The organism is Sphingomonas sp. UV9 (genome assembly GCF_004101245.1).
GTDB lineage: Bacteria > Pseudomonadota > Alphaproteobacteria > Sphingomonadales > Sphingomonadaceae > Sphingomonas.
The window spans coordinates 787,524-809,549 of sequence record NZ_SCIN01000001.1 but is presented as its reverse complement, the minus strand read 5'-3'; the positions used below and the strand labels follow the sequence as shown (position 1 = coordinate 809,549).

The window sequence follows — 22,026 nt, the reverse complement described above, 5'->3', positions numbered from 1 at the left end:
TCAACGATTTCGACCGGGAGTCTCTCGAATGACCATCTTCAAGCGCACGAGCCTTGTTCTGCTGGCCGGCACCGCCTGTCTCGCACTCTCGGCCTGCGATGGCGCTGACAGTGTCGCCTCGCCGGGTGAGGGCGTGATCGTCGTTCCGGGTACGCCGACGCCGAGCCCGACCCCTTCGCCGACGCCGACGCCAACCCCGGGTACGCCTGCCACGTCGTGCCCGACCGGCACCACCGATGTCGGCGTGCTTGGCAATTACCGGTCGTGCCGCCTGCCGTCGCTGATCACCTCCGCGCTGAGCCTGCCGAAGGTTTCGGGCGTCGCCTACGAGATCAACGGCCGCGTCGACGTCGGTGTCGACATCGGTGGCGCCGGTACCGCACCGACGGGCATCCCCACCACGTTGACGATCGCAGCCGGTTCGCTGGTCTACGCGAACACCACCAACGCCGATAACGACTACATGGTCGTCAACCGCGGCTCGAAGCTGATCGCCGAGGGCACCGAGACACAGCCGATCATCTTCACCGCGCAGGCGAACCTGACCGGCGGCGTGACCGACGAATCGCAGGGCCTGTGGGGCGGCATCATCCTCGCCGGTCGCGCGCCGATCTCGAACTGCAACACCACCGTCCCCGGCGGTAACGCAGCCTGCGAGAACGTCGTCGAGGGTACCAGCACCGCGCTGTACGGCGGCGCCATCCCGACCGACAACAGCGGCACCATCCGTTACGTCCAGATCCGCTATTCGGGCACCGTCATCAGCCCCAACAACGAGTTGCAGGGCCTGACGCTCGGCGGCACCGGCTCGGGCACGACGCTCGATCACATCCAGATCCACAACAGCTCGGACGACGGCATCGAGATCTTCGGCGGCCGCAGCAACCTGCGCTATCTGGCGCTGACCGGCTCGGACGATGACGGCCTGGATACCGATGTCGGCTGGCAGGGTTTCGTGCAGTTCGTGCTCGCGATCCAGAAGCCGTCCAACACGCAGACCGACAACTATTCGACCGAGATCGATTCGAACGGTTCGGAAGACGCGCTGCCGCGCCAGTCCTACAATCTCGCCAACTTCACCTTCATCGAGACCTCGACCGCGACCAACGCGGCGATCCGTCTGCGCGGTGGTGCCGATGCGACCTTCGTCAACGGTATCGTCAGCAACCCGAGCAGCGCTTGCCTGAACGTCATCGCCGGCGCCGATGCCGGCGGCAAGACGACCATCCGTCCCGCCAGCACGACGCTGGAAGACAAGGGCCCGCCGGTGTTCAACTCGGTCGTGTTCAGCTGCGCGACGCCGTATGCGACGACCACCGTCAACGGCATCACCGTGACGACCGAAGAGCAGCAGGCACTCTTCCGCGCGGGCAGCAACAACACCGAGAGCGCCGCCGTCGGTTCGGCCGTCACGGGAACGTTCCTCCCGGCCGGCGTGTCGACCACGACCACCGCGTTCAACGCGGCGACGCTCAACCCGTCGGGCAGCTCGTTCCTCGTGAACACGAGCTATGTCGGTGCGGTCAACGGCACCACCGACACCTGGTATCGCGGCTGGACCTGCAACTCGAACCGCGCGAGCTTCGGTACGACCAGCACCGCCTGCACCGCGCTGCCGACCAGCTGATACCGACGCAAGCCTGAGGCTGCGCGACGGGCGGGGGCCCGCCGCGCAGCCTTTTACCTACCGAATTCCTCTTGTTGCCGGGGCAGCCATGAAGTCATCCGTTCTCGTCTCCGTCCTGCTCGCGACGACGACGCTCGTCCCGGCGCAGTCGTTCGCGCAAAGCGCTCCAGCCGGCAGCATCGTTTCGCCCCAGGCGGGTACGCCGGTCGAAGACCGCGTCGACCCGACGGCACAGGCCGCGCAGGCGCAGGAGCAGGTCGAGATTTCGACCCCCGGCGGCAATTCCGGCGGTGAAGACATCGTCGTCATCGGGCGCAACGTGCCCAACGCGGTGCGCGCCACCGCCGAAGTCGTCAACGTGCTGTCGTCCGCCGACATCGCGCGGACCGGCGAAGGCGATATCGCCGGCGCCCTGCAACGCGTGACCGGCCTGTCGGTCGTCGGCAACGGCCTGGTCTATGTCCGAGGTCTCGGCGATCGCTACTCGTCGTCGCTGCTCAACGGATCGCCGCTGCCGTCGCCGGAGCCGCTGCGCCGCGTGGTCCCGCTCGACATCTTCCCGACCAACGTGATCGCCTCGGCGGTCGTCCAGAAGAGCTATTCGGTCAATTATTCGGGCGAATTCGGCGGCGGCGTCATCAACCTGACGACCAAGGCGGTCCCCGAAAAGACGTTCTTCCAGTTCGGCGGCTCGGTCGGGGCGGACACCGTCACGACCAGCGAGCTCGGTTATGTCTATGATGGCGGCAAGCATGACTGGACCGGTTTCGACAGCGGCGAGCGCAAGGTGCCGGGCTTCATCAAGACGGCGGGCGCGGACGGTACGTCGCTGACCGGCCCGCAGATCACCGCGCTGTCGAACGCCAAGACGACCTTGCTCCAACAGAACAACCAGATCCCGGCCAATCTGTCGGGCGAGACAAGCTTCGGCACCTCGGCCGATATCGGCAGCACCCGGGTCGGCGTGATCGCCGCCGCGGGGATCAGCAACACGTGGCGGACGCGCGACACGATCCAGCAGTCGACCGACGACGTCGGAGGCATCCTGACACGCGACTTCCGCACGGTGCTGACCGACAATCGTTCGATCATCAACGGCCTGCTCGGCTTCGGCGCGGAGTTCGGCGAGAACAAGATCCGCTGGACCAACCTCTACATCCACGACACGCTGAAGCAGGGACGTCTCAGCACCGGATCGACCTCGAACATCGGCGACGTCGACGGCATCCAGCCGTTCATCGTCCAGAACACCAGCTGGTTCGAACGCCAGCTGATCGACACGCAGCTGGTCGGCGAGTTCAAGTTCGGCGACTTCGCGCTCGATACCCGCGGCAGCTATGCCGAGACCCAGCGCAACTCGCCCTACGAGCGCCAGTTCACCTATCAGTACAATGCGAACGTCGGCGACTACACCAACAACCTCAGCGGCCTGCAGAGCGCGACCGTGGCGTTCAGCGAACTCGACGAGACCTTGTGGTCGGGGCAGGCGAACCTCACCTGGAACGTGCCGTTCGATCGCCCGTTCGCGCTGTCGGTCGGCTATGCCTATAGCGACACCGATCGCACCTCGAGCCGCTACACCTTCCGCTACCAGACCGCGGGCAACGTCGCGCTCAACGATGCGGTCGCGCAGGAACGCCCCGACTTCCTGCTGTCGGACTTCAATCTGCAGACCTACGGGATCGGCCTTGCCAACACCTGCGTCGCACCGACCTGCGCACCGACCTATGACGCATCGCTGCGGATCCACGGTGCCTATGCCCAGGTCGAGGGCGAGATAACCGACGGCCTGCGCGCCAATGTCGGCATCCGCTACGAGGACGCACTGGAGACGGTGCTGCCGGGTGGTGGCGCAGGCGTATCGTTCGCGCAGACCAATCTTGCGCGGTCCTACTGGCTGCCGGCGGTGACGGTCACCTGGAACTTCGCTGCAGACATGCAGATCCGCGGGCATATGTCGAAGACGCTGGCCCGCCCGCAGTTCCGCGAACTCGCACCCCAGCTGTACCAGGATTTCGAGAGCGATCGCCTGTTCTTCGGCAACCCGTTCCTGACCGATTCGCAGCTCTACAATGGCGAGCTGCGCTACGAATGGTATTTCGCGCGTGACCAGAAGTTCAATCTGGCCGGCTTCTACAAGCGCATCGACAATCCGATCGAGGCGGTCGCGTTCTTCCCGGCGGGCAGCGATACGCTCCAGACCGGCTTTGCCAACGCCCCGCGCGCGAACCTGTACGGCGGCGAGGTCGAGCTTCAGAAATATATCCCGCTCGACGGCCTGGGCGGGGATTTCTTCGCAACCCGTCGCCTCGTCGCGATCGCCAATTACACCTACACGCACTCGGCGCTCGAAGTCGGCGACGAACTGATCGCCAGCCCGATCCAGTCCAACGGCTCGACCGCCAGCCTGCGTCCGGCGAACGTGCTGTTCCAGGACGGCGCGGCGCTGACCGGGCAGTCGGATCACCTGGTCAATCTGCAGCTCGGGATCGAGGACAAGGCGAGCCTGTCGCAGCTGACGTTCCTGTTCAACTACGCCAGCGACCGCGTGACCAACCGTGGTCCGGTCGGCGGCGGCGGCGGTGTTCGCCTGCCCGACCTGATCGAGAAGCCGGGCATCCGCTTCGACGTCGTCGCGCGGCAGGGCATCCCCGTGGCGGGCAAGCAGATCGAGGTGAAGTTCGAGGCGCGCAACCTGACCGGCACCGGCTACCGCGAGTACCAGACCTTCTCGAACGGCAACGAAGTCGACATCAACCGCTACAGGCTGGGCCGCGTCTTCACACTGGGGGCAAGCGTCCAGTTCTAACGGCGTTCGGGTTCCACTCTACAATTCTCCCCCGCCAGGGGAAGGTGGCACCGAAGGTGACGGAGGGGGAGGACACGCAACAGAGGCGATCCTTTCCGCCCCCTCCGTCTGGCAAAAGTGCCAGCCACCTCCCCCTGGCGGGGGAGGATCAGGTGCGGCCCGTCGCCCCTCCTAGCGCCATTCCTTTTCCCGAAACCATTTCGTGATCACGTATTTGACCCCTGCGCGCACCCTCATCCCGTGATGCAGCGTCGCCGCGTTCAGGCTGCCGTCCGCACGCCGGTTGTTCCACGCGAGCAGCTTGCCCGTCTCCGGCTGGACGATCTTGTCGATCGCCTTGAACCGCGTCGCGCCGCCCGCCTCGGGTCGGTTGAGGTAGATCATGACCGTCCACGTCCGATTCCCCGCAACGCCGCAATAGCGCTGATAATCGACGCCGTTCGGCTCGAAATAATCGGTGTGACCCTTGAACTCCTGTCCGACGGCATAGCGCTGCCCCTGCAACGGCTCGCCGTGCGCGGGGTCCAGCCCGGTCAGCGCGAGGATCCGACGCTCGACCTCGATGACCGCCGGATCGTCTGCCGACAGGTCGCCCGTCTCGCTCGTCCGGTAGCTCGCATCGCCGTTCGAATCGGAGATCGTCGACGGTCGCCGCACCGCATCGATCCGCTCGATCAGCGTCGCGCACAGTTCGGGCGGCAGGAAGTCCTTCCGCACGAACAGATCGAGCTTCGCGCTCGGCACCCGCTGCACGCCGGGTACCGACAGCCGCGCGACGACCGGTTCGGGGGGCAGGCCGGAGCCGCTGGAGGGGAGATGCTCAGACATCCGCGTCTTCTGCCAACCCCGCGCGCGATGCGCTACCCCGCGGAACGTCCGCTACCCCCCGCGGAACGCATGCTATCCCCGCGGAACGCATGCTATCGACGCACAAGCCATTGACGCGGAATTGTAACATGGCATGCCTACGCGACGAGATGCGGGAAATTGGGGTGGGTCGCGCATGCGATTGAAGCTGGACGCGCGGGCGCGCCGTATCTTACGGCGTATGCCAGTCGTGAATGTCTATAGTGTCGTCGAACTCGCGCTGCTGGCCGGGCTGGCGGTGCAGTGCGCGCGGCTGGCGTGGACGGTGGTCACGCCGATCACGCCGCTCGGCGACTGGCGTCCCGCCGCGCCGATGGTCGTCGGATCGCCCGCCGACATCCTGCGCGGCTTCGATCCGTTCTTCCGTCTCGGTGGTGCGAGCGGCCAGCCTTCCACCGTGACCTCGTTGCAACTGACGCTGTTCGGCACGCGGATGGACGAGGCGATGGGCCGCAGTTCGGCGATCATCGCCGGCCCCGACGGCGTGCAGCAAAGCGTCGCGGTCGGTGACGAGATCCAGCCCGGCGTGCGCCTCAAGGCGGTCGCGTTCGATCACGTCACGATCGACCGTGGCGGCGCCGACGAAGACCTGTTCCTCGATCAGTCCGGCGCCGTCACCCCGGTCGCACCCGGCGCTCCTGCGGTCGGAGCGGTGCCTCCCGCAGCCGGCATCCCGATCGCGCAACTCCGCAGCGAGATCGGTTTCATCCCGCGCATCGACGGCGGCCGCATCAGCGGGCTCACCGTCCGCGCGCAGGGATCAGGCAACGCGTTCCGCTCGGCCGGGCTCAAGAACGGCGACGTCGTCACCTCGATCGGCGGACGCCCCGTCTCCGGTCCCGGCGATCTCGACCGGATCGCCAAGGATTTCGCGGGCGGCGGCAACGTCCCCATCACCGTAGAACGCGGCCAGGATACCCTGCCGCTCGCCATCACGATCGCGCCCCCCCAATGAAAACGGCCACATGAAAAAGCTCATTCTCGGTCCGGTCGTCGCGCTTGCGCTTGCGGCAAGCGTCCACGCGCAGACCACGCTCAACGTCCGCGACGCCGATATCCGCGCGTTCATCGCAGACGCCGCCAAGGTCACCGGGCGGACCTTCATCATCGACAACCGCGTCGCCGGGAAGGTGACCGTCGTCACCGATCGCCCGCTGTCGCGCTCCGAATATTTCGAGGTCTTCCTCTCGACCCTGCGCGCCAACGGCCTCATCGCGGTGCCGACCTCGAACGGGGCGTTCCGCGTCCAGCCGCTCGACAACGCCGCCTCGCAGCCGAGCCGGATCGGTGTCGCGGGCGCCGCGCGCAACAGCTACGTCACCGAGATCGTCCGCCTCCGCGCGATCGACGCGCAATCCGCGGTCGAGACGGTCCGCCCACTCGTCAGCGCGCAAGGCTCGGTCAGCGCGAACCGCGGCGGCAACAGCCTCGTCGTGGTCGATTTCGCCGACAACATTCGCCGCATCCGCGAAGTCCTCCGCCGGATCGACACCGACACTTCGTCGACCCGCGTCGTGGCGCTCAAGAACGCGAGCGCGAAGGAGATCGCCACCGCGCTCCAGGGCCTGATCGGCGCGGGAACGGGTGGAGGGCAGGGCGGTGCGGCCGCGACCGGGCCAAGCGCCTCGGTGGTCGCCGTCGAAGGCTCGAACGCGGTCGCGCTCCGCGGCGATCCGACCACCGTCGCCCGCCTCGCGCAGGTCGCCGCCGACCTCGACCAGAAGGCGCGCAACGGCACCGAGATCAGGGTCGTCTTCCTCGAGAACGCCGATGCCGAGCAGCTGCTGCCGGTGTTGCAGGAACTCGTCGGCCAGACCCCGACCCAGCCCGTGCAGACTGCGCTCTCCCGCTCCAATTTCGGATCGAGCAGCACTAATGGCAGCGCGGGCGGGCAGTCGAACATCTCGCAACCCCAGATCCCGCAGTCCGGTCCCACGTCCGGCGGCGGGTCAGGTTCGGGCCAGCCCGCGATCACCGCGGCCGGCGGCAAGACCGCCGCCGTCGTCACGCGCTTTGCCGGCGCGAACGCGATCGTCATCGCCGCGCCCGCCGAGATCCAGCGCCAGTTGAACGACGTCGTCCGCCAGCTCGACACACGCCGCGAACAGGTGCTGGTCGAGGCGATCGTCGCCGAAGTCTCCGATTCGACCGCCCGCACGCTCGGCGCGCAGTTTATCGTCGGCGACCCTAGCGGTGGCGCGTTCGGCGCGTCGACCTTCTCCAACTCCGCGCCCAACATCCTCCAGATCGCCGGCGCGATCGGTGCGCGCTCGATCACCGGTAACGGCACCACGGTCATCGCGCCCGATGGCACGCGCACCGAAACGGACACGCCCAATGCCGCGGCGGACGCGCTGCAACAGTCGGCGATCGCGTCGATCCTCGCCGCGACCGGCGGCTTTGGCGGGTTCGGTGGGAAGATCGGCAGCACCTTCTTCGGCGCGATCATCAACGCGGTGAAGAGCGACACGACGTCGAACCTGCTCCAGGTCCCGCACCTCGTCACGCTCGACAATCAGGAGGCGCACAGCCTCGTTGGGCAGGAAATCCCGATCACCACGGGCCAGGCGCTCAGCACCAATTTCGACAACGCCTTCCGCACCACGCAGCGGCAGAATGTCGGTATCGAACTGACCGTCCGGCCGCAGGTCAATTCGAGCGGCACGGTCAAGCTCAACCTCCGCCTCGAGGTCAGCTCGATCGCCGGACCGGTGTCGAGCGACAATAGCGACCTGATCCTCAACAAGCGCGAGGTCGAAACCGTCCGCACCGTCGACGATGGCCAGATCGCGGTGATCAGCGGTCTGCTCGACGATAACGAGCGGCGGACGATCGAGAAGATCCCGCTGCTCGGCGACATTCCCGTCCTCGGCCGCTTGTTCACGTCGAAGGCCAAGCAGCGGTCGAAGACCAACCTGATGATCTTCATCCGCCCGACGATCCTGCGCACCGCGGAAGACAGCCGCAAGCTGACCGAGCAGCGCTACGGCTATGTCCGCCTGCAACAGGGCCTGCAGGAGCCGGGCGCCGAGCCGTCGATCGACCAGCTCGTTCGCGACTATATGGGCGCGGCGCCCCCGATCCCGAGCGCGCCGATCCCCGGCAACATCGAGGATCCCCGCGTCGCGGTGCCGGTGCGAACCTCGACGATGGTCGTGCGGCCCAGGAAGTGATCATCCGCGAAGGCCATGAGATCGACTCCTCTGCTCCCCTCCCGCCTGCGGGAGGGGTCGGGGGAGGGGCTGCCTTACTCACGGACGACGCGATTGGGGGATATGTCATTCCCTCCCCCGACCCCTCCCGCGAGCGGGAGGGGAGTGAGGCAGACTTCCCCCAGATCACCATCCCCTACGCCTTCGCCCGCAAGTTCGGCGTCGTGATCGACCACACCGACACCGACTCGCACCTCACGATCGCGATGCGTGCCGGCGCCGACCCGAAGGTCCTGCTCGAACTCCGCCGCTACCTCGCCCGCCCGTTCGACGTGACCTTCGTCGAACAGGTCGCCTTCGACCGCCTGCTGTCCAACGTCTACGCGATGGACGGCCAGGCCAATGCGCTCGCCGCGGTCGGCATGGGCGACGAACTCGACCTTCTCGCCGGCGACATGCCGACCGCCGAGGATCTGCTCGACACCGCAGACGACGCGCCCGCGATCCGGCTCATCAACGGCATCATCGCGGACGCCGCACGCAACGGCGTGTCCGATATCCACATCGAGCCCTACGAGACCGGCCTTGTCGTCCGCATGCGGATCGACGGCGTGCTGCGCGAGACGCTGCGGATGCCGCCCAACGTCGCGCCCGTCGTCGTCAGCCGCATCAAGGTGATGGCGCGCCTCGACATCGCCGAGCGCCGCGTGCCGCAGGACGGTCGCATGGGGCTGACGCTGGGCGGCAAGCTGCTCGACGTCCGCGTCTCGACGCTGCCGAGCCGTGCGGGAGAACGCGTGGTGCTGCGTATCCTCGACAAGGAAAACGCCGGCATCGATCTGGAGGCGCTCGGCCTCCCGCCCGCGCTGTTCGCGCTGCTCAACGAAGCACTGAGCGAGCCGAATGGCATCATCCTCGTCACCGGCCCGACCGGCTCGGGCAAGACCACCTCGCTCTACGCCGCGCTGCGCCTGCTCAACGACGGCAGCCGCAACATCCTGACGGTCGAGGACCCGGTCGAGTACGCCGTTGACGGGGTTGGCCAGACACAGGTGAACCCGAAGGTTGGGCTGACGTTTGCGGCGGGTCTTCGCGCGATTCTGCGCCAGGATCCCGACGTCGTCATGGTTGGCGAAATCCGCGACCGCGAGACTGCCGAGATCGCGGTGCAGGCGTCGCTCACCGGCCATCTCGTGCTGTCGACCGTCCACACCAACGACGCGATCGGCGCGATCACCCGGATGCGCGACATGAAGGTGGAGAGCTTCCTGCTCGCCTCGACGTTGCGCGCGGTGATCGCCCAGCGTCTCGTTCGCCGTCTCTGCCCGACCTGCCGCAAGGCGGTGCCCGCCTCGGACACGGTTGCACCGTTGCTCGGTATCGCCCCCGATGCGATCGTCTACGTCGCGCAAGGCTGCGAGGATTGCAACCAGACTGGCTACAAGGGGCGCATCGGCGTGTTCGAAGCGGTCCGCATCGACGACACGATCCGCCGCTTGATCAACACCGACGGCCACGAATCCGAGATCACCGCACACGCCTTCGCCAAGTCCCCGAATTTGGCGCAGTCGGCGCGCGAGCTCGTGCTGTCGGGCCAGACGACCGCCGAAGAAGCCGTCCGCGTATCGCGCCGCGACACCACCGAAGTCGCACCCGAAGTGGCGGAAGCATGATGCCGCGGCAAATTTCCGTTCGTTGCGAGCGTAGTCGAGAACCCGGGGCCAGGCGCGGGGACAGTGGTTTCTCGACTTCGCTCGCAACGAACGGGATATCTGGTCCATCAGGTCATCCACATGGCTGACTTCGATTACATCGCCATCGACACGAAGGGCGCCGAACGCCGCGGCCACGTCGCTGCGCCCGACATCGACGTGGCGCGCGCCACGCTCGACGCACGCAAATTCTACGTCGTCAAGATCACGCCCGGCGCACCGCCCCAGGCCCAGAAGGGCCGCCCGCTGTTCGGCCTCCAGCTTGGCACGCCGAAAATGTCGGGCAAGAACCTGACCCTCTTCACCCGCCAGCTCGCCACCCTCAACCGCGTGTCGCCGCTTGAGGAATCGCTCCGCACGATCACCCGCCAGACCGAGCAGGACAGCGTCCGCACGATCGTCCAGCATGTCCACGCGGGTGTCGTCGAAGGCCGTAGGCTCGCCGACGCGATGGCCCGCGAGCCCAAGAGCTTCCCACCGCTCTACCGCGCGATGGTCTCCGCCGGCGAAAGCTCGGGTTCGTTGCCGACGATCCTCGACCGCCTCGCCGCCCTTCTCGAACGCCAGGCCGAAATCCGCGGCAAGCTCATCACCGCGCTCGCGTATCCCGCGATCCTTGCCCTCGTCGCCTTCGGCGTCGTCACCGCGCTGATGATGTTCGTCGTCCCCCAGGTGGTCGAGCAATTCGACACGGTCGGCCAGCAATTGCCGTTGCTCACACGCATGGTGATGGCGTTCTCGGCGTTCCTCGTCGGCTATTGGTGGGTAATGCTGCTGATCGTCGTCGGCGGCGGCCTGATCGGGTGGCGGGCACTCAAGGACCCGTCGATCCGCCTGGCATTCGATGGCTGGCTGCTTCGCATTCCGCTGCTCGGCAGGCTGCTCCGCGACCTCCACGCGGCCCGCATGGCGCGTACGCTCGGGACGATGGTCGCGAGCCGCCTGCCGCTGCTCGACGGCCTCAACCTCACCGCCAGCACGATCCACAATCGCCGCCTGCGCCTTGCCTCCGACCAGATCGTCGAGGCGATCCGCGGCGGCGGCTCGCTGTCGGCCGCGATGCGCCGGGCCGGCGTCTTCCCCCCGCTGCTCACCTATCTCGCGGCGAGCGGAGAAGCGGCGGGCCGGCTCGACGAGATGCTCGAGCGCGCGGCCGACTATCTCGAACGCGAGTTCGACCGCTTCACCGCCACCGCATTGTCGCTGCTCGAACCGCTGATCATCGTCGTGATGGGCGGTATCGTCGCGACGATCGTGCTATCCATCCTGCTCCCGATCCTTCAGCTCAACACGCTGGCCGGACAATGAGGTTGTACATGCGTCCCGAAGTCAAAAAGCGTCGCCGCGAAGCCGGCTTCACCCTTGTCGAGCTGATGGTGGTGATCGTCATCATCGGCCTGCTCGCGACGATCGTCGCGCTCAACGTGCTGCCGTCCGGCGACACCGCGCGGATCCAGAAGGCAAAGGCCGACATCGCCCAGATCGAGGGCGGGCTGGAGCTTTACAAGCTCCAGAACATGACCTTCCCCAACACATCGCAGGGCCTGAACGCGCTGGTCACCGCACCCGCAGGTCTGACCGATCCTTCGCGCTACCAGCGCGGCGGCTATCTCAAGAAGCTGCCGAATGATCCCTGGGGTCGCCCGTATCTCTACGCGTCACCCGGCACGCACGGCGAGGCCGACGTCTGGACCTTCGGGGCGGACGGCAAGGAAGGCGGCGAGGGGATCGATGCCGATATCGGCAGCTGGCAATAAGCGCGAAGCCGGTTTTACGCCTGTGAGGCGTTCCGCCGAACTCGGCTTCACATTGGTCGAGCTGATGGTCGTCGTGACGATCATCGGTCTCGCATCGGCGGTGGCCGTGCTCGTGATGCCGGACCCGCGCGGCCGCGTGCTCGACGAGGCGACGCGCTTTGCCCTGCGCACCCGCGCTGCGCATGATTCGGCGATCGTCGACGCGCGTCCGGTCAGCGTCTGGATCACCGGCGGCGGCTATGGCTTCGACCAACGGCTCGCGGGGGGCTGGACCCCGATCGCCGAGAAACCGATGCGCGTCGACCGCTGGAACGACGGCACCAGGGCCAGTATAGGCGACGCGAGCGGTCGCATGCGCGTGACCTTCGACCCGACCGGACTGGTCGATCGCCCCGCGGAAATCCGGCTCGACCGCGGCGGGGTTGCGGCCACCGTGCATATCGACGCCGACGGCAGCGTGCGCGCCGATGCAGGCTGAGCGCGGCTTCAATCCTTGCGGGCGTTACGCCGAACACGGCTTCACGCTCATCGAAATCATGGTCGCGCTGGCCGTCTTCAGCCTCGCGGCGATGGCGCTCGTGCGTCTGGAAAGCGCGACGATCCGCGGCGCCTCGATCCTCGACGAAACCTTCGTTGCGCAGATGGTCGCGCGCAACGTCGCGATCGAGGCGGTAACCGATGCGCAACCGCCGACCGCGGGCCGCGTCACCGGCGTCGAGACGAATGGCGGCCAGGCCTGGACCTGGACCCGGCAGGTGAGCGCGCTCGGCGGTTCCCGCGTGCTGCGTGTCGATGTGGTGGTCGCCGACCGTACCGGTACCCAACTCGGCCGTCTGACGATGGTGCGCCCCGCGCCGCGGTCGGCGACATGAGCGTCGATCGGCGGCCGGGGGAGTCGGGCTTTACGCTGATCGAGGTCATGGTCTCGCTGATGATATTCGGGATGATTGCCGCCGCGGGCGTCGCCATCCTGTCGTTCAGCGTGAGGGCGCAGAGTTCGACCGGCGCCAAGCTCGACGATATCAGCGCGCTTACCCGGACGATGTCGATCCTGTCCGCGGATCTTGCCCAGGCCTCGAATCGCGTCACGCGCGACGAAGCCGGGACGCGCGTGCCGGCGTTCGTCGGCGAGAGCGGATCCGGGGTGACGCCGATGCTCCGCCTCGTGCGCGCCGGCTGGAGCAATATCGACGGTACCGCGCGGTCCAACCTGCAAAAGGTCGCCTACCGCGTCGATGCGGGCGTTTTGCAGCGGATCGCCTACCCGATGATCGATGGTGCCCAGCCTCTGCCCCCGGCCGCGCTTCTGACGCGTGTCCGCCAGGTCGGGCTTCGCTACCGGATCGCCGGCGCCTGGAGCGATCGCTGGGACGGGGCAGGCAGTGTGCCCTTGCCCGACGCGATGGAATTGCGTGTCCAACGCGACGACGGGACGCAGTTTCGCCAGATGTTCCTGGTCGGCACGGGCTACACACCGATGCCGGCCGACATCAGCGATGCGCCGGTTACGCCGCCCGCGGGATCGCAACAGGGGGCGTCGGGTGCGCGAAACTGATCCAGCGCCATCGCATGGCGCACAGCGGGGGCCGGAGCGGGGGTCGGAGCGGGGGGCAGCGTTGCTGACCGTCCTGATGCTCGTCGCGATCATCGCCGTGATGGCGGGCGCCGCGCTCGAAAAGCTGCGGCTGTCGACTCGATTGGCGGGGAATGCCGCGACCGGCGAGCAGGCGCGCGCCTATGCGCTGGCAGCGGAGACGATGGCGCTCACCCGTATCTCCAACCTGCTCGGGCAAAGTCCCAAGCGCGTCACGCTGGCCGGCGGGTGGAGCAATACGCCGTTCGGCCTGCCCGTGCCCGGCGGCTTTGCGACGGCGCGCGTGCGCGACGGTGCGAACTGCTTCAACCTCAATAGCCTGGTTCGGATGACCGAACCGGGCGTGTATATGACGCAACGCGAGACCCGCCCGCAGTTCGTCCGCCTGATGCGGCTCCTCGACGTGCCGGTTCAGGTCGCCGAACAGGTTGCAGCGGGCGCGGCGGACTGGATCGACACCGATCAGGATCAGCAACAGATGGGGGCGGAGGACGGCGCCTATCTCGGCCGCGAGACGCCGTATCGTACCGCTGGTACGTTGATGACCGATCCGAGCGAACTCAGGACGGTGCTCGGCATGACGCCGGACATCTACGCCAGGCTGCGGCCGTGGATCTGCACGCTGCCGATCGCGAAACCATCGCCGATCAACGTCAATACGCTGCTGCCCGAACAGGCCGTGCTGCTGGCGATGATGTATCCCGATACGCTGTCGATCGGCAACGCGCAGCAGGCGCTGCTGCGGCGGCCGGTGCAGGGCTATGCCGAGATCGGCCAGATGCAGACGAGCCTGTCGCTGCTCGGGGCTTCGACGATCGGGCCAGGCGCGGAAGCCACCGTCGTCTCGAAATGGTTCACGCTCGATATCGACGTGACGCTCGGGACAACGCAAATGCAGGAACGTGCGCTGATCGATGCGAACAGGGTTCCCGCGCAGCTCGTATCGCGGCAATGGGGCGAGCCATCATGACGACGCTATTGTTCCTTCCCGCCGGCGAGACCGGATATCGCTGGATGCGCGTCGTGGACGCGCGCGTGGTCGGCGAGGGGGAAGGCATTCCCGAAGCGATCGACGACGAGACGATCGCTGTCGCGCCGGCCGATGCGGTGACGCTGCATTGGGCGGAATTACCCTCGCGCTCGACGGCCCAGGCGACCGCCGCCGCGCGGATACTGGCGGCCGAGGCGAGCGCATCGCCGCTCGTCGAACTTCATGTCGCGGTCGGGGACGAGGGCGCAAGCGACCGTCCGATCGGTGTCGTCGGGGCGGCGGCGATGCGCGACTGGCTGCGGATGCTCGCCGAGGTGGGCGTCGATCCGGTCGCCGTCATTCCCGCGCCGATGCTCCTGCCGCGACCCGAAGAGGGGTATGCGCGCGCCGAACTCGCCGGCAGCGGCGTGGTGCGCGGCACCTCCAGCGGGTTTGCGGACGAGGCGCGGCTGACCGAGCTCGTGACCGGCGGCAGCGCGCCGGCCACGATCGACCGCGACACGCTGGAGGCGGCGATCGTTGCCGCCGCCGCATCGCCCACGCTCGATCTCCGCCAGGGCCCGTTCGCGCGGCGCCGCCGGTTCGCGATCGACTGGCGGCTGATCCGGCGGCTCGCGCTCCTGTCGCTGACGATCCTCGCGGTGACGCTCGCCATCTCGCTCGTCCGTATCGCCAAATACAGCTTCGGCGCGGATGCGCTGGAGGCGGAGGCCAACACGGTGGCGGTCGCCGGCCTGCCGCGCGGCGAGACGGTGGTCGATGCCGCCCGCCAGCTCGACGAGCGGCTGTCGCGCGTGCGCGGGCCGGGGCTCGGCTTCACCAATACGACCGCGGCGGCGTTCGCGGCGGTACGCGCCACACCCGGGACCGAAGTCACCGGGCTCGATTTCCAGGCGAACGGCGATCTCCGACTGTCGGTCGCGGTCGAGCGTGAGGCGTTGGCCACCGATCTCAAGCGCGCGCTGGAGGCTACAGGCTTCACCGTCCGCGCCGGCGTGTTCCAGGCCGCCGCCGGTCGCGTGACGGGCGAGCTCACGGTTAGCCCAGCATCGGGAGCTGCACGATGACCGGCCTGAAGACATGGTTCGAGGGACGCTCGCTCAGGGAGCGGCGCCTGTTGCTCGTAATGGCCGCGCTCGCGGTGCTGACGTTGCTGTGGGCGGTGATCATCCGGCCGGTCGGCGATGGCCTGTCGAGCGCGCGCGAACGCCACGCCGATGCCGTGACGCGACTTGGCGAGACCCGCGCGCAGGTCGCCACGTTGCGCGACATCCAGCGGACCCGCGCGACCCCGCTGACCGGGGCACTCGCGGACGTGGTGCGTGCCGATGCGGACCAGGCGGGTTTCGCGCTCGCGTCGCTCGATCAGGACGGCGCGGACCGCGTCCGTGTCGGCATTCAGTCGGCGCGACCCGCCGCGCTGACCGCGTGGCTCGCGCGGCTCGAACGGCTCGGCATCCTCGTCGATTCGGTGACGATGACCGACAAGGGCGACAAGACCGTCGGCGTCGCACTCACCTTGAAGGCGCGCGCGGCATGAGGCGGATTCGACTGCGGACCGGCCCCGCGGCGCTGTTCGGCGGCATGCTGCTGATCGCGCTGATCGTCTTCCTGCCGATGCGGGCGGTGCTCGGCTGGGTCGGTGTCGGCGACGAAGGGCTGGTCGCGCGGCGCGTGTCGGGCACGATCTGGGGCGCGACGCTGACCGACGCACGGTTCGGGGATCTTGCGCTCGGTAACCTGCACGCACGGCTGTCGCCCCTGCCGCTGCTGGTCGGTCGCGCGACGATCGTCTTCGCCGGTCCCGAATCGGTATCCGCCAAACCTCTCCGAGGATCGGCAAGCGTCAGTCGCCACGGCTTCGGCGTCGATCACATGACCGCCAGCGTCGCGACCGGTCGGTTGTTCGCGCCCGTACCCGTCTCCGCGCTCGATCTCGACGACGTGTCGGTCCGCTTCCGCGACGGCCAGTGCGAAGCCGCCGAGGGCCGCGTAAGGGCGACGCTGGCGGGCGACGTCGGTGGCATCGCTTTGCCGCAATCGGTGAGCGGCACCGCACGGTGCGACGGCACCGCCTTGCTGCTGCCATTGGCGAGCCAGGCCGGGACCGAGAGCATTGCGCTCAGGATCGAAGGTGCTGGCACCTACCGCGCCGAACTGTCGCTGCGCCCGTCCGACCCGCTGGCCGTCCAGAAGCTCGAACAGTCGGGCTTCGTGCGCGGGCCGAACGGCTATCGGCTCGCCATCGAGGGACGTTTTTGACACGTTTTTGAAAGTCGGCGGTTGACGGATAGCGCCGACCCCCGCTAGGGGGCGACGCCTACGCGGCGGTCGTAGTTCAATTGGTTAGAGCGTCGGCTTGTGATGCCGGATGTTGCGGGTTCAAGTCCCGTCGGTCGCCCCATTTTTTCGTTATTTTCCTGAGCCTCCCCGATGTGGGCGCTTTGGGCTGGTAAAACCGGCCGGAAAATAATATTTCGTCTCCCGGTAATTTTATTCCTCTTCAGGAGCCGGCGATGACAGCGGTTTGGGACCTTCCCGATTTCGACGACCACGAGGGCGTTCATGCCTTCACCGATCCCGAATCGGGCCTGCGCGCGGTAATCGCGTTGCACTCGACCAAGCTCGGGCCTGCCGCGGGTGGCACGCGCTTCTGGCATTATGCCGATAACGGTCGCGCGGTGACCGACGCGCTGCGCCTGTCGCGCGGCATGAGCTTCAAGAACGCGATGGCCGGACTCGAACTCGGCGGCGGCAAGGGCGTGGTCCTCGCGGCCAAGCCCGGCGACGTCATCACGACCGCACAGCTCGAGGCGTTCGGTCGCGCGGTTGATTCGCTCGGCGGTCGTTACGTGACGGCGGAAGACGTCGGCATGTCCGAAGAGCGGATGAAGGTGATCGCGACGCAGACGCGCTACGTCTCCGGCCTGCCGGTCGCGAGCGGTGCGGCGGGCGGCGATCCCGGACCGTACACCGCGCTCGGCATCTATCTCGGCGTGAAGGCGGCGGCGCAGCGCGGCCTCGGCGCGACCGACATGAAGGGCGTTCGCGTCGCGATCCAGGGCGTCGGCTCGGTCGGCGGCGGTCTCGCGCGACTGCTCGCCAAGGATGGCGCGGTGCTGACGCTCGCCGATGTCGACGAGGGCCGCGCGCAGAAGCTGGCCGGCGAACTCGGTGCGACCGCGGTGGCGGCCGAGGCGATCCTGACGACCGACGCGGATATCTTCAGCCCGAACGCACTCGGCGCAATCCTGACCGAGATGTCGATCGCGTCCTTGAAGGCAAAGGTCGTCGCCGGTGGCGCGAACAACCAGCTGAGCGTCCGTGAAGACGGCGCGCGCCTGCATGCCCGCGGCATCCTGTACGCGCCGGACTATGTCATCAACGCCGGCGGGATCATCAACGTCGGGCTCGAATATCTCGGGCAGGGCGACGAGGCCGAGGTGAAGGCACGGATCGCCCGTATTCCCGAGCGGCTGATCCAGGTCTGGGACGAAAGCGATCGCTCGGGCGAGCCGTCGTCGGATGTCGCGGACAGCATCGCCAAGCGCCTGATCGGTCGCTGAATTCAGGCGATTGTTTGGCCTGCTGAGGGCGCGCGCTACCTACGTCGTCATCCTGACGAAAGTCAGGATGACGACGTAACGAAGCGACGCCCTCTGCGGACCGACTTCCGTCAGGACGACGGCGTACGGGGAAAGGCGCGCGCCCCCACGGGAGAGAGGGCCTAACTCTCGCGTGACGTCAGCGAATTAAGCCAATAAGACTACACCCAGTGGCCACCCTACACGCCTTCGCAAATCCCGCGCTCTTCCTGAAGATCGCCAAGCCGTTGACGCCAGCATTTTTTTGGCTCGGCGTCGCGTTCATCGTGCTCGGCTGCTGGGCTGGGCTGACGCAAACCCCGCCCGATTATCTCCAGGGCGAGACGGTCCGCATCCTCTACATCCACGTCCCCGCCGCCTGGCTCGGCATGGGCGGGTGGAGCGGGATCGCGATCTCCAGCATCATGTTCCTCGTCTGGCGCCATCCGCTCGCCAGCGTCGCGGCGCGCGCGATCGCGCTGCCGGGCGCGGTGTTCGCCGCGCTCTGCCTGATGACCGGCTCGATCTGGGGGCGCCCGACCTGGGGGACGTGGTGGCAATGGGACGGTCGGCTGACCTCGATGCTGCTGCTGTTCTTCGTCTATCTCGGCTACATGGCGCTGGCGAAGGCCGATGCGGATCGTGGCGGCGACGGACGCGTGCCGGCGCTGTACGGGATCGCCGGATCGGTGCTGCTGCCGATCATCCGCTATTCGGTGGTGTGGTGGAACACGCTGCACCAGGGGCCGAGCATCGGGCTGACCAAGTCGACCATAGACGGCTCGATCCTGTGGCCGCTGCCGATCATGCTGGCCGGCTTCACCTTCGTATTCGCGGGAATCGTCCTGATGCGGATGCGGACGATGCTCGCCGTTGCGAAGACCGAAGCCCGCATGCGCAGGATGGCTAGAGCATGAACCCCTGGCCATTCGTGACGGCCGCGTACTTCGTGACGCTCGGCGGCGGCGCGATCCTCGCGCTGCTGAGCTACCTCGCGATGCGGAGGGCCGAGAAGTGAAGGCCAAGCATCAACGCCTCACGCTGGCGCTGCTGGCGCTCGGCGCGGTCGTCGTCGCGGGGCTGCTCGCGCTGTCGGCGCTCAAGGACCAGGCCGCGTTCTTCTACGCGCCGTCCGACGTGCGCCGCGACGGCCTGCCGCTCGGTCGCGCGGTCCGGCTCGGCGGGATGGTCGAGGGCGGTTCGATCAAGCGCGCCGCGGACGGCATCACCGTGCATTTCGTCGTCACCGACGGGCTGGCGACCACCCCCGTCGTCTTCGCCGGCATCGTCCCCGACCTGTTCCGCGAGAAATCGGGCGTCGTCGCCGAGGGCCAGTTCCAGCCGAACGGTAGCTTCATCGCGTCGAACCTGCTCGCCAAGCACGACGAAAAATACATGCCACCGGAACTGGCCGGCAAGATGCACGAGACCAAGACCCTCGAACCGGACGCGAAACAGTGATCGCCGAAGCAGGCCTCGCCGCGCTCTGGTTCGCGGGCGCGCTGGCGGCGTTGCAGCTGGCGATGGCGGCAATCGGCATTTTGCGCGGTCGTGACGACGTGGCGGCGGCGGTTCGGCCGGTGGCGATAGTCCAGGGTGTGCTCGCGCTCCTCGCGATGGCGCTATTGATCGAGCTGTTCCTAGACTCCGACATGTCGGTGAAGCTGGTCGTCGAGAACAGCCATTCCGCCAAGCCCTGGCTCTACAAGTTCGCCGGCGCGTGGGGCAATCACGAAGGCTCGATGCTACTCTGGGTGACGATCCTCGGGCTCGCAGGCGGCGCCGTCGCGATCTTCGAACGCTCGTTGCCCGAACGCACACTCACTGCGACTCTAGGCGCGCAGGCGACGATCGCACTCGGTTTCTACGGGTTCCTGCTGTTCTCCTCGAATCCGTTCGCGAGGCTCAACCCCGCGGCACCCGACGGCCTCGGCCTCAACCCGCTGTTGCAGGACCCCGGCTTGGCGTTCCATCCGCCGACACTGTACATCGGCTATGTCGGCCTGTCGGTCGCGTTCTCGTTCGCGGTCGGCGCGCTCGTCACGCGCGATGTGGGGCCAGCGTTCGCCAAGGCGATGCGGCCCTGGGTGCTGATCGCGTGGATATTCCTGACGCTCGGCATCACTGCGGGCAGTTACTGGGCGTATTACGAGCTTGGCTGGGGCGGCTGGTGGTTCTGGGATCCGGTCGAGAACGCCTCGCTGATGCCGTGGCTCGCCGCGACCGCGTTGCTCCATTCGGTGACCGTGCTGGCGACGCGCGACGGTCTGCGCGCGTGGACGATCATGCTGGCGGTGGTCGCGTTCTCGATGTCGATGATCGGCACGTTCCTGGTGCGCTCGGGCATCCTGACGAGCGTGCATGCATTTGCCGTCGACCCGGAGCGCGGCGCGTTCATCCTGGCGCTGCTCGCGATCTACATCGGCGGCGCGCTCGCGTTGTTCGCCGCGCGGATCGGCACTGTGCGGGCCGGTACGACGTTCGATCCGGTCAGCCGCGAGGGCGGGCTGGTCGCGAACAACCTGCTGTTGTCGGTGATCCTCGGCATCGTCCTGATCGGCACGCTGTACCCGATCGTCGCGGCGAGCTTCGGCGTGCAGCTGTCGGTCGGGCCGCCGTTCTTCAACAAGGCGGCGGGGCCGATCGCGTTGCTGCTGGTCGCGGTGATGGCGGTCGGGCCGTTGCTGCGCTGGCGGCGCGACGATGCGAGGGCGGTGCTCGCGCGCGTCAGGCTCCCGATCGGCGCGACGCTGGTGGCAGCGATCGCCTTGCTGCTCGTGTGGCCGGGTTGGCTTCCCTGGGCCGGGCTGTCGCTCGCCGCCGGTCTTGCCGTCGCCAGCGTCGCGCCGCTGTGGAAGCGCAACCTCAGGCGCACGCCGCTGTTCACCTACGGCATGGTCCTCGCGCATCTCGGCATCGCGGTCAGCCTCGCCGGCATGGCATCGGACAGTGCCTTCACGCAGGAAACGCTGGTCGCGGTACGGACGGGCGAGCCGGCGCGCGTCGGGCCGTACACCGTGACGCTCGACGGCATCTCGCCGGTAATCGGCGAAAACTGGTCCGCCCTCGAAGCGCGGCTGACCGCGACGCGCGGCGGCAACGCGCGCATTCTCCGCCCGCAGCTCCGCTTCTTCGCCAATCCGCCGACCAGCACCAACGAGTCCGCGATCCTGACAGTGCTCGACGGGCAGCTCTACACCGTGCTCGGCCAGCCGGACGGGCAGGGGCGGTGGCAGCTTCGCCTGTGGTGGAAGCCGTTCGTGACGCTCATCTGGTTCGGTGGCGTGCTGATCGCGCTCGGCGGGATGCTGTCGCTGCTAGGTCGCGTGCGGCGAGAGCGTCGGACGACGATGCGGAATCAATGGGCATGAAGCGTTTCGCACTCTGGGCACCGCTGGCGATCTTCGCGCTGCTGTTCGCGGTGGTGGCGAGCGGGCTGTTTCGGCCGGCGGAAAAGGTGGTTCGCTCGGCAATGGTCGGCAAACCTCTGCCCGACTTCGCACTGCCGGCGATGGTCTCGGGTAAACCGGGCTTGACCAGCGCCTCGTTCCGGCAGGGCAAGCCGCGGTTGCTCAACGTGTTCGCGAGCTGGTGCATCCCGTGCATCGCCGAGGCCCCGCAACTGATGCGGCTGAAGGCGATGGGCATACCGATCGACGCGATCGCGATCCGCGATACCGCCCCCGCGATCGCCGGGTTCCTGCGCCGCAACGGCGATCCCTACGATCGGATCGGCAGCGACAAGGCGAGCCAGGTGCAGCTTGCGCTGGGCTCGTCGGGCGTACCGGAGACGTTCGTGATCGACGGCCGCGGGATCGTCGTGAAGCAGATCATCGGCGACATTCGCCCGGAGAATGTGGCCGAGATCGCGCAAGCCGTGAAGGATGCGCGGTGAAGATTTCGCGCCTCCGTCATGCCGGACTGGTTCCGGCA

The 22,026-nt window shown here is 67.6% G+C and carries 20 protein-coding genes and 1 tRNA gene; 20 read left to right on the top strand and 1 reads right to left on the bottom strand.

The window, feature by feature from the left end:
* Positions 1 to 28: 28 nt before the first annotated feature.
* Positions 29 to 1,627, top strand: a complete 1,599-nt coding sequence (locus EQZ23_RS03400; protein ID WP_128453029.1) for a hypothetical protein — start codon at positions 29 to 31, stop codon at positions 1,625 to 1,627.
* Between the two features lie 88 nt (positions 1,628 to 1,715).
* Complete coding sequence (locus EQZ23_RS03395) at positions 1,716 to 4,436, top strand: TonB-dependent receptor (RefSeq protein WP_128453028.1); 2,721 nt, start codon at positions 1,716 to 1,718, stop codon at positions 4,434 to 4,436.
* Positions 4,437 to 4,607: 171 nt separating this feature from the next.
* Here the strand turns inward: EQZ23_RS03395 and EQZ23_RS03390 are convergent, their stop codons facing one another.
* A complete protein-coding gene (locus EQZ23_RS03390) occupies positions 4,608 to 5,264 on the bottom strand; it encodes a 2OG-Fe(II) oxygenase (protein ID WP_128453027.1) in 657 nt (218 codons plus the stop codon).
* A gap of 175 nt (positions 5,265 to 5,439) precedes the next feature.
* On the opposite strand from EQZ23_RS03390, the gene EQZ23_RS03385 reads away from it, so the two are divergent.
* From EQZ23_RS03385 to EQZ23_RS03300, 18 genes are all read left to right on the top strand, one after another.
* Positions 5,440 to 6,258 (top strand): type II secretion system protein N, encoded by an 819-nt coding sequence (locus EQZ23_RS03385; RefSeq protein WP_128453026.1) that lies wholly within the window; start codon positions 5,440 to 5,442, stop codon positions 6,256 to 6,258.
* 10 nt (positions 6,259 to 6,268) lie between these two features.
* Positions 6,269 to 8,476 (top strand): type II secretion system secretin GspD, encoded by a 2,208-nt coding sequence (gene gspD, locus EQZ23_RS03380; RefSeq protein WP_128453025.1) that lies wholly within the window; start codon positions 6,269 to 6,271, stop codon positions 8,474 to 8,476.
* 245 nt (positions 8,477 to 8,721) lie between these two features.
* The gene (locus EQZ23_RS03375; protein ID WP_240663340.1) at positions 8,722 to 10,128 is read left to right on the top strand and encodes an ATPase, T2SS/T4P/T4SS family; all 1,407 of its coding nucleotides are present in this window, start codon (positions 8,722 to 8,724) and stop codon (positions 10,126 to 10,128) included.
* A gap of 120 nt (positions 10,129 to 10,248) precedes the next feature.
* Entirely contained in the window at positions 10,249 to 11,475 is a 1,227-nt protein-coding gene (gene gspF / locus EQZ23_RS03370; RefSeq protein ID WP_128453024.1) for a type II secretion system inner membrane protein GspF, read from the top strand.
* Positions 11,476 to 11,483: 8 nt separating this feature from the next.
* Complete coding sequence (gspG, locus tag EQZ23_RS03365; protein ID WP_128453023.1) at positions 11,484 to 11,924, top strand: type II secretion system major pseudopilin GspG; 441 nt, start codon at positions 11,484 to 11,486, stop codon at positions 11,922 to 11,924.
* 22 nt (positions 11,925 to 11,946) lie between these two features.
* The gene (locus EQZ23_RS03360; RefSeq protein ID WP_346427806.1) at positions 11,947 to 12,402 is read left to right on the top strand and encodes a GspH/FimT family pseudopilin; all 456 of its coding nucleotides are present in this window, start codon (positions 11,947 to 11,949) and stop codon (positions 12,400 to 12,402) included.
* Positions 12,392 to 12,796, top strand: a complete 405-nt coding sequence (gene gspI, locus EQZ23_RS03355; protein ID WP_128453021.1) for a type II secretion system minor pseudopilin GspI — start codon at positions 12,392 to 12,394, stop codon at positions 12,794 to 12,796. Before EQZ23_RS03360 ends, gspI begins: the two co-directional genes overlap by 11 nt.
* Complete coding sequence (gspJ, locus tag EQZ23_RS03350) at positions 12,793 to 13,479, top strand: type II secretion system minor pseudopilin GspJ (protein WP_128453020.1); 687 nt, start codon at positions 12,793 to 12,795, stop codon at positions 13,477 to 13,479. The genes gspI and gspJ overlap by 4 nt, the downstream gene beginning before the upstream one ends.
* The gene (gene gspK / locus EQZ23_RS03345; protein WP_276318450.1) at positions 13,466 to 14,488 is read left to right on the top strand and encodes a type II secretion system minor pseudopilin GspK; all 1,023 of its coding nucleotides are present in this window, start codon (positions 13,466 to 13,468) and stop codon (positions 14,486 to 14,488) included. Before gspJ ends, gspK begins: the two co-directional genes overlap by 14 nt.
* Positions 14,485 to 15,576 (top strand): type II secretion system protein GspL, encoded by a 1,092-nt coding sequence (gene gspL, locus EQZ23_RS03340; protein ID WP_128453018.1) that lies wholly within the window; start codon positions 14,485 to 14,487, stop codon positions 15,574 to 15,576. Before gspK ends, gspL begins: the two co-directional genes overlap by 4 nt.
* Entirely contained in the window at positions 15,573 to 16,049 is a 477-nt protein-coding gene (gene gspM, locus EQZ23_RS03335; RefSeq protein ID WP_128453017.1) for a type II secretion system protein GspM, read from the top strand. The genes gspL and gspM overlap by 4 nt, the downstream gene beginning before the upstream one ends.
* Positions 16,046 to 16,771 carry a type II secretion system protein N gene (gene gspN, locus EQZ23_RS03330; protein WP_128453016.1) on the top strand — a complete coding sequence of 242 codons (726 nt, stop codon included), beginning with the start codon at positions 16,046 to 16,048 and terminating at the stop codon, positions 16,769 to 16,771. The genes gspM and gspN overlap by 4 nt, the downstream gene beginning before the upstream one ends.
* Positions 16,772 to 16,836: 65 nt before the next feature.
* A tRNA-His gene (locus tag EQZ23_RS03325) sits at positions 16,837 to 16,913 on the top strand.
* Between the two features lie 112 nt (positions 16,914 to 17,025).
* Positions 17,026 to 18,075, top strand: coding sequence for a Glu/Leu/Phe/Val dehydrogenase dimerization domain-containing protein (locus tag EQZ23_RS03320; protein WP_128453015.1), 1,050 nt, complete (start codon positions 17,026 to 17,028; stop codon positions 18,073 to 18,075).
* A 209-nt stretch (positions 18,076 to 18,284) separates the two neighbouring features.
* Positions 18,285 to 19,010: a heme ABC transporter permease CcmC gene (gene ccmC / locus EQZ23_RS03315; RefSeq protein WP_128453014.1), complete on the top strand. Its 726-nt coding sequence runs from the start codon at positions 18,285 to 18,287 to the stop codon at positions 19,008 to 19,010.
* A gap of 97 nt (positions 19,011 to 19,107) precedes the next feature.
* On the top strand, positions 19,108 to 19,554 hold the full coding sequence (gene ccmE, locus EQZ23_RS03310) for a cytochrome c maturation protein CcmE (protein ID WP_128453013.1): 447 nt from the start codon (positions 19,108 to 19,110) through the stop codon (positions 19,552 to 19,554).
* Entirely contained in the window at positions 19,551 to 21,464 is a 1,914-nt protein-coding gene (locus EQZ23_RS03305) for a heme lyase CcmF/NrfE family subunit (protein ID WP_128453012.1), read from the top strand. Before ccmE ends, EQZ23_RS03305 begins: the two co-directional genes overlap by 4 nt.
* Complete coding sequence (locus EQZ23_RS03300; protein ID WP_128453011.1) at positions 21,461 to 21,988, top strand: DsbE family thiol:disulfide interchange protein; 528 nt, start codon at positions 21,461 to 21,463, stop codon at positions 21,986 to 21,988. Before EQZ23_RS03305 ends, EQZ23_RS03300 begins: the two co-directional genes overlap by 4 nt.
* Positions 21,989 to 22,026 lie beyond the last annotated feature (38 nt).